The organism is Brachyspira hyodysenteriae ATCC 27164 (assembly GCF_001676785.2).
GTDB classification, from domain to species: Bacteria; Spirochaetota; Brachyspiria; order Brachyspirales; family Brachyspiraceae; genus Brachyspira; species Brachyspira hyodysenteriae.
The window spans coordinates 3,033,276-3,041,447 of sequence record NZ_CP015910.2 but is presented as its reverse complement, the minus strand read 5'-3'; the positions used below and the strand labels follow the sequence as shown (position 1 = coordinate 3,041,447).

At 25.3% G+C, this 8,172-nt stretch carries 9 protein-coding genes; 7 read left to right on the top strand and 2 right to left on the bottom strand.

Annotation, left to right across the window (positions count from 1 at the left end):
- Positions 1–335: 335 nt before the first annotated feature.
- A complete protein-coding gene (locus tag BHYOB78_RS13220; RefSeq protein ID WP_012671283.1) occupies positions 336–1,109 on the top strand; it encodes an ATP-binding protein in 774 nt (257 codons plus the stop codon).
- A complete protein-coding gene (locus tag BHYOB78_RS13215; RefSeq protein WP_012671282.1) occupies positions 1,106–2,059 on the top strand; it encodes a helix-turn-helix domain-containing protein in 954 nt (317 codons plus the stop codon). The genes BHYOB78_RS13220 and BHYOB78_RS13215 overlap by 4 nt, the downstream gene beginning before the upstream one ends.
- Positions 2,060–2,197: 138 nt before the next feature.
- Here BHYOB78_RS13215 and BHYOB78_RS13210 read toward each other — a convergent pair whose 3' ends face one another.
- Complete coding sequence (locus BHYOB78_RS13210) at positions 2,198–2,491, bottom strand: flagellar biosynthesis anti-sigma factor FlgM (protein WP_020064898.1); 294 nt, start codon at positions 2,489–2,491, stop codon at positions 2,198–2,200.
- Positions 2,481–3,206, bottom strand: a complete 726-nt coding sequence (rsmI, locus tag BHYOB78_RS13205) for a 16S rRNA (cytidine(1402)-2'-O)-methyltransferase (RefSeq protein ID WP_012671280.1) — start codon at positions 3,204–3,206, stop codon at positions 2,481–2,483. Before rsmI ends, BHYOB78_RS13210 begins: the two co-directional genes overlap by 11 nt.
- A gap of 518 nt (positions 3,207–3,724) precedes the next feature.
- On the opposite strand from rsmI, the gene BHYOB78_RS13200 reads away from it, so the two are divergent.
- From BHYOB78_RS13200 to BHYOB78_RS13180, 5 genes are all read left to right on the top strand, one after another.
- Entirely contained in the window at positions 3,725–4,651 is a 927-nt protein-coding gene (locus tag BHYOB78_RS13200; protein WP_012671279.1) for an energy transducer TonB family protein, read from the top strand.
- Between the two features lie 42 nt (positions 4,652–4,693).
- A complete protein-coding gene (locus BHYOB78_RS13195) occupies positions 4,694–5,155 on the top strand; it encodes a PTS sugar transporter subunit IIA (RefSeq protein WP_012671278.1) in 462 nt (153 codons plus the stop codon).
- Positions 5,156–5,352: 197 nt separating this feature from the next.
- Positions 5,353–6,120 carry a DeoR/GlpR family DNA-binding transcription regulator gene (locus tag BHYOB78_RS13190; RefSeq protein ID WP_012671277.1) on the top strand — a complete coding sequence of 256 codons (768 nt, stop codon included), beginning with the start codon at positions 5,353–5,355 and terminating at the stop codon, positions 6,118–6,120.
- A 152-nt stretch (positions 6,121–6,272) separates the two neighbouring features.
- The gene (locus BHYOB78_RS13185; protein ID WP_012671276.1) at positions 6,273–6,728 is read left to right on the top strand and encodes a PTS sugar transporter subunit IIA; all 456 of its coding nucleotides are present in this window, start codon (positions 6,273–6,275) and stop codon (positions 6,726–6,728) included.
- A 46-nt stretch (positions 6,729–6,774) separates the two neighbouring features.
- The gene (locus BHYOB78_RS13180) at positions 6,775–8,166 is read left to right on the top strand and encodes a PTS fructose transporter subunit IIC (RefSeq protein WP_012671275.1); all 1,392 of its coding nucleotides are present in this window, start codon (positions 6,775–6,777) and stop codon (positions 8,164–8,166) included.
- Positions 8,167–8,172: the final 6 nt, after the last annotated feature.

Sequence of the window (8,172 nt, the reverse complement as noted above, 5' to 3'; positions counted from 1 at the left end):
ACTTATCAACATATCAACAGATTAATAATAATAAAAAATTTATTTAAAAATTTAAATATATATATTTATTATATAATACAAATTTAAAATATCCTTCAAAATTTGAATTTAATATAATTAAAACATAATGAATTCAATTATTTTAACAATGTTAATAACTTGTTGATAATGTTGATAAATTTGTATAAATAATACTGTATAAATTTCAATATAAAATTTTATATATGAATTTTAATTATGAATTCAAATTTTGAATTCATATTATATAGTTAGCATTTTTAATAATTGTATGTTATAATAAATACAAAAATATTATGTTTATTTTGGATAGAATTATGAAACAAAACTTTTATATCAATGGAAAATTAAAAGATTTAATTTCAAATATAATTTATGATGTTCAAAATTATAATAGTATAATATCAAAATATATAGATCTTGAAAGGTGTGCTAATAATTACTGCAGCGAATCAAGAGCAACAATAGTAAGACAATCTTTTTTAATAAATAGAACTATGGAAGCTTTAAGCGACTTTAATGATATAAATTCTGATTCTTTTCAGCTTAATATGAATTTTGAAAATATATCTCTTGTTATAAATGAAGCTTTGGATAGTGTATTTGATTTATTTAAATCCAAAAAAATAAAAATAACATTGAATGATAAAATATTGACAGAATGTGTAATTTTAATGGATAGAGATAAAATAAAAAGAAGTATTCTTAATATATTTTCTTTTATTTATAGTATAATAAAGATAAATACATCAATGAATATATCATACAGCTTAATAAATTATGATGATGATAAAGAATTTTTGTTAATGAATGGGGTTGATAATATAAGTGAAAAAGATGAAAAAAAACTCGATTTAAATAAGGAATGCATAGATATATCTATAACTTTTGAATGCGATAATATACCTGATGATATAAAGAGAATGCTTTTTAAAACCCCTTTAATATCTTATGATAATTTCAATTTTAATAATATGTATTTATATACATCGTATAGGATAATAAAAGAACATTACGGCAATATATGGCTTGAATCTTCTAAAAATGAACAAAGGATTAATATAATATTTCCAGCTAAGAATAAGTTATGAATTATGTATTAGGATATATTCTTTTAATTGCCTATTTATTTGGTTTTATAATAGGTTTTTCCACAATACTTTTTTCTATTATTTATTATATAATAGAAAGAGTTGCATGGCTTAAATATTATATAGTATTTTTATTTACTTTTGCTTTTCTTCTATTAATAAGAGCTATCAAACTTCTAAGTTTTTTGACAATTCCATATTTTATGTCTAATAATATTTTCAATACTTTGTACTTCTTTAGTTTTTCTGTGGCAATGTCATTAATGCTTTATTTTATACCTGCATTTTTATATAGATTTTTAAATATAAATTGGAATTTTAAACAGAATATTGTATATATTAGTTTATCAATAATTCATTTTATTTTGAGTATATTGGGAATATTGATAACATTTGATATTTACATTATAAGCAGCATAATTTTTTATATATCTATAATAGTTATTTTTGTAATAGGGGCTATAAATTATAAGAGTATAAAAGATAAGACAATGAAATTAATAGTAAAGATATTAGGTCTTATAACTATAATAATATATCCAGTTCTTATGTATCAGCTTATTCTTTATAGAATGGAAGTTGCTGATATAGGTTCTATGGATATAACATTGCTCTTGTTTTATATATGGTGGAATTTAGTGATGCTTGGTTATTTATCTTGGTATTTTATTAATATAGTTAATAATAAAATGTCAAATACAAGCAATATGAAAAATAATATGATAGATAACTCTAAAATAGAAAATGAATCCGGCAAAGAAATAGATATAAATCTCACTAGAAGGGAAAAAGAAATATTATCTTATCTTTTAGATGGTAAAACTAATAAGGAAGTTTCATTAATACTTAGCATATCTCTTAATACGGTAAATAATCATGTGGCTAATATATATGAGAAATCAGGAGTCAAGAATAGGGTAGAATTAGTAAATAAATTTTCCAAGAATTAGACTATCAGTAAAACTTCGATTTTGATTATGTATATAATTACTTGCTTATGATAACTCATTTTTTTAAAAATAGTAAGTTTTATCCTTACTATTTTTAAGATTAGAATTTTCAATAACTAAATTTATAATAGAATCCTATTATTCTAAAGGCATAGAATCTATTATAGAATTAGCCAAAGAGTTTAATACCTCTTCTCTTAAGGCACCATCTTGCATATATAATTCTAATCTTTTTTTAGCTTCTGCAATTTTCTCTTCTCTTACATCTGGAGCTTCTTTGATAATATTAACTAGTTTTTCGTTTTGCAAAGCTAATCTTGATTCATTAGAAATTTCTATTCTATCTGAACCCATTTTAGAAACTTTTTCATTGTACTTAATGTTAGATTTTTGTTGTATATTTGATGTGCCGCCTATTTTATCAATTGTCATAGTATGACTCCTTACATAAATTATTTTCGGCATTAGCCTCGCATACTTTAGATTTTCTATTATCAATTATAATACAAAATTCACCTTTAGTTAGTATACTACCATCTATAAAAAAATCAAGGATATTTTTGGCCTCAGATCTTATTATCTGTTCGAACTGTTTAGTGATTTCTCTTCCGATAACAATATCCGTTTTTTCTCCGAATATGTTAACAATATCTTCTATACATTCTTTTACTCTGTATACGGATTCATATATTACTATTATTGTTTTTTGATTATTATATAATTCTTTTAATTGATTTCTTCTTTTTCCTGATTTATTAGAAAGGAAACCCACAAATAAAGTATTGCCTGAAATTCCGGAAACTGAAAGCAAAGAAGTAAAAGCAGATATTCCTCCGACAGGTACTATCTTTATATTTTTTTCTATAGCCAATTTTATGATGCTTACTCCAGGATCACTTATACAAGGAGTACCTGCATCGCTTACTATAGCAGCTGAATTTCCATTTAATATTTCATTTATATATTCATTGATTCTATATTCAGATGAATGGCTATGATAAGAAAATAATTTATTTTTTATATTATAGAAATTAAGAAGCTTCAATGCTACTCTTGTATCTTCTGCCAATATAAAATCTACGTTTCTAAGAATTTTCAAAGCTCTTATAGTTATATCTTCCATATTTCCTATAGGAGTAGCAACCACGTATATAACACCTTTTTCAACAGTATTTTTATTATTATCAGTGCCGGTTATTTCTTCTATAAACTCATCATCTGTTTTGATATCATTATCAATGATTTCTTTATTATTCTTTTTAATAGTTATTCTCCAAGATTTATTTATTTTTATTATATATTAAAGTTTTTATTAATACAATAATACTGCATCAAAAATGTTTCACATGAAACATTTTTGCGCACGGTTAATAGGTAAATAATATATTGAATATGTTTGTATTTATTTGCTTTAAATTTAAATATATTAATCGTGCGTATAATTTGGGGCGAGAGGGCGGGCTTAATGAAATTTATTTAATTGACAATTCTTTACCTGAAAGTTTAGTATATTATATTAATAAATAATATTTTATTAAAAATGTTTCATGTGAAACATTTTTATATATAAATCATTATATAAATTTGAAAATATGATTTTATTTTAAAGCTTTTTATGTGTTTTAAAACTTGTAAAATATATTAATTAATTATAGAATAAAAGTCATGAACATAAAAGAAAAAATTTCAAATATAAAAAGAAAATTAATAAAAAGAAAAGATATACTATTTTCCATTATAGTGTCTTTTATACTTCATATATTTTTATTCAGCCTTATAAATACATCTATAATGCAGGAAGTTTTTGCATATGAGAAAGCTAGAAAAGAAGCTGAGGAAAGATATAAAAAAGATGATTATATGTTCTTGGTAGAAACTCCTGAAGTAGAAGAGGAAGAGAGCAAAGAAGATACTCCTTTTGCTTCTGATAAGACATTGAGATCAAAAGGGCAGACAGATGTTAAGCCTTCAAAAGTCTTTTCTGATACTTCTGTATTCTCATTTTTAGGAGACGGAGCAAACAGTCCAATAATAGAAAGAAGACCAACTGAAAATATAAAGCCTAATAATAATCAAAATCAGCAGAGACAAAAAAAAGAATTAGGAAATGAAATATCCAGAGATAATGTAGAAACTTATAAACCTAAAAATCCAGGAATAAAAGGTGATACTAAAATACCTGCATCATTTGAAGAGGGTGCCGACAGAGCAGTTGTGTTTTCCAGCGAAACAGGAAGCATGCAGCTTGGCACTAAGGCTCAGGAATATTTTTGGTATTTCTATGCTTTAGTAGGATCTATAAGAGATTCTTGGTATCTTACTATTCCTAACCAGGCACATTATTTGGGACTTATAAGAACCGATGAAGTTGAGGTTTTAATTTCTATAGATGAGGAAGGAAATATAGAGTTTGAAAAATTTTTGAAAACTTCTATAAATGGACAGACTAGTTTAGATAATTCATGTTCTAAGGCTATTGAATATGCTAAAAAATTAAAACCGCCTCCTCAGGGTTTATGGAATGATTATGCTGAGAATGGTAAAATATATATACCATTTAAATTTATTTATCAGAATTTTAGCAGAGATTAATAAATATTAGTTTAATAAAATTTTATAGTTTAGGAGATTATTATGAGTTTTATTGATAAAGAAAGAATATTTCTAGAAAATACTAGTTCATCAAAAGAGGAATTATTTGATTTTTTATCTGAGAAAATAAGTGAATTAGATCCTAGTTATGATGCAGAAAATATAAAAGAAGGTTTATATGATAGGGAAAAAGACGGCAATACTGTGATAGCTGATATGGTAGCTATGCCGCATGCCAGAATGGAGTCTATAAAAGAAATTAAAGTTACTATCGTATCTCTTCTAAAACCTATAGAATATAGTCCTGATGAAAGTATAGATTTAGCTTATTCTATAGTAGCACCTATAGATGCTAATGATGAATTTATAGATGTATTAACATTAATTGCTATGGTTGTTCAAGATGAAGAATTACAAAATATTATAAGAAATTCTAAAGTCGGCGATGAAGAGAAAATCTTTTCTATGATAGAAGATATATTAAAATTATATGGCGGAATTTAATATTATATTTGATAGTGTTAATTTTCTATAAAAAAATATATTAATTAATAATTTTTTATTATTAATGATTCAGAGTATATAATAATTCCTTAATATATTAAATTGAACATAAGTAAAAAAAAATTTACTACTATTGATTTTAATTTATATTATTCATATAATGTGAAATAATAAATTTTAGTGTTAGAGTATATTGAATGCGTTCGAAAAGAATTGATAATATAAAAACTTTTATTTATAATAATAAAATAGTAACTTTGGATCAGATATGTGATGAATTTGAAATTTCTAAAAGCACTATAAGAAGAGATATACAGGACTTATTATTATCTGATAAAAGATTCAAAAAAATATACGGAGGTATAAAATTTGAATCTGAAGATAATCCTGTGCCTTTCAATGAAAGAAAAATAACAAATATAGAAAATAAAATATTAATAGCAAAGAAAGCAGCAGAATTAGTTGAAGATAATGATATAATATTTATAGATTTCGGAACAACAGTTTTAAATATAGTGGATTACTTAAAACATATAAATAATCTCACAGTAATTACAAATAATTTAGAAGTAATATACAAAACTATAAATTATGAAAACATGAACGTCATTTCTTTATCAGGAGTTCTTGATAGAAAAAATTTATCATTATTAGGAGCTTCTAGTGCCAATATACTCAAAACATTTAATATATCAAAATGTTTCATGTCTACAACAGGCTTATCAGTTACTAATGGAGTTACAGATTTATCAGCATTGGAATCAGAAATAAAATCTATGGCAGTTATAAAAAGTAAGATGGTTGTGCTGCTTGCTGATAAAAGTAAATTCAATTGCATCTCACTTCAAACATATTGCAATCTTAATGAAATTCATAAACTAATAACAGATGAACTTCCTCCAGATGATATAACTTCATATCTTAAAGAAAATAATATAGATATTCTCCTTACAAAATCATATTAATTTATTATCATTTCCGGTATTTAATATATAAACCTTGGGATTTTTTTAAATTTTTTGATAATATTTTGATAATATTTTGATTAAGTTATTGACAATTTATAATAATTTTTATATACTTGTATATATAAATTAATTAATTTGAGGTTATATTTATGGATTTTATTTCTGAATCTACTATATTTTTGAGTAAGTCTTGCTCAAATAAAGATGAATTATTTGATTTTTTATCTTGTATTTCTAAAGATTTAGGCATATCTAATAATGCTGAAGATGTAAAAAAAGGATTATTTGATAGGGAAAAAGACGGCAATACCATTATAGGCGATATGATAGCAATGCCTCATGCTAGATCAGAAGCTATAAACAAGCTTAAGGTTATATTAGTACAGTTAGAAAAACCTATTGAATATAACAAAGGTGAGAATATAGATTTAGCATATTCTATACTAGCTCCTTTAAAAGCAAATAATGAGTTTATAGATATATTAAGCTCTGTTGCATCCATTGTTCAAGATGATGATCTGCAAACATTTATAAGAAATTCAAAGAGTGGGGATGAATCCAAGATTATATTGAAAATGGAAGAAGTATTAAAAAATAATGCATAATATTTATTGAATATAAATAAAAATAAAAACAAGGAGAAATTTTATTATGAAAATCGTAGCAATTACATCTTGTCCCACAGGCGTTGCTCATACATATATGGCAGCCAATGCTTTAAAAAAATATGCAGCATCAAACAATGTTGAAATTAAAGTTGAAACGCAAGGATCTGACGGTATAGGAAATGCATTAACTGCTGATGACATAAAAAATGCAGATTATGTTTTATTTGCTGCTGATAAACCTGTTGAAAATAAAGATAGATTCATTGGTAAAAAAATAATTGAAGTTCCCGTAACTGAGGCTGTGAAAAATTCTGATAATCTTATAAAAAATATAATATCTGGAAATATTAAATCATATACATTAGAAGCATCTGGAGACGAGGATTTAGATGATCTTCTTCAAACTTCTTCAAGAAAAGGAATATATAAACACTTAATGGCAGGATTTTCAAATATGCTTCCATTTATTATTGCTGGAGGTATATGTATTGGTATTTCATTTGCATTTGGAATAACTGCTTCAAATCCTGAATCACCTGATTATAATCCTATAGCAGGATTCTTTGATACAATAGGTGGAGGAAAAGTTGGAGCTTTCAGTTTAATCATTGCTATATTATCTGCTTATATTGCTAATAGTGTTGGAGGTAAATCTGCATTCATGCCTGGTATGGTTGCTGGTTTATTAGCAAACTATTATAAAACAGGTTTCTTGGGCGGTATATTAGCAGGCTTTGTAGCAGGATATGTAGCAATACTATTGAAAAAAGTATTAAAGAATATACCAAAATCTATTTCTAGTTTGAAAGGTGCATTATTATATCCTTTATTCGGATTGATTTTAACTTGTTTAATATTATGGCCTGTATTTATGCCTATAGCTAAATTGATGGATTTAATGGTTCAAGGCTTAAACGGAATAGGTGCTTCTCACAAAGGAATTATAGGATTAATAGTAGCAGGAATGATGGCTACTGATATGGGAGGACCTATAAATAAAACAGCTGGTTTATTTGCAAATGCTGCTTTTGCTTCAGGAAATGCTGATTTCATGAGTGCTATGATGGCAGGGGGAATGGTTCCGCCTTTGGGAATAGCTTTATGTACAACATTATTTGCTAAATACTTTACTGAAACAGAAAGAAAAGCTGGTAAAACTTGTTATTTCTTAGGTGCTTGCTTTATAACAGAAGGTGTAATTCCTTTTGCTGTATCAGACCCTGTAAGAGTAATAGTTTCATCTGTAATAGGTGCTATGGTTTCAGGATTCTTAACTCAGTATTTTAATATAGTAATGATGGCTTCACATGGCGGTATATTTGTAATACCTATAACAAATAAACCTCTATTATATACTGGAATAATAATTTTAGGTTCTGTTATAACTGCTTTGGTATTAGGTTTTTGGAAAAAGTTTTCTGCTAAAAAAAATTAATATAAA